The organism is Pseudomonas sp. AC463, assembly GCF_979253585.1.
Genome location: NZ_CEEDDZ010001222.1, coordinates 1 through 232 on the forward strand (window position 1 = coordinate 1; position 232 = coordinate 232).

General features: G+C 65.1%; 1 protein-coding gene. It reads left to right on the plus strand.

Translation table 11 applies throughout. The annotated features are described in order from the left end of the window. Positions 1-19: 19 nt before the first annotated feature. A partial coding sequence (locus AC0IYH_RS34195; protein WP_471838941.1) for a hypothetical protein occupies positions 20-232 on the plus strand: 213 nt, incomplete at its 3' end.

Here is a 232-nt window from a genome sequence, read left to right on the forward strand (position 1 = left end):
TCTGATAGCGAGTCGCATCATGCCCACGGCCGCCGCCTCCGCCCGCGAGATTCTCGTTCGTCTTCACGACGTAATGGCGTCGCGTACGCCCGCGCAGGCGAAGCTGAACCAGGTCGTCGGCATCATCGGGGAGGAAACGGACAGCGAAGTCTGTTCCGTCTATCTGCTTCGCGAGGGCGTGCTCGAACTTTTCGCCACCCGCGGCCTCGCGCAGGAGGCGGTGCACGTCACC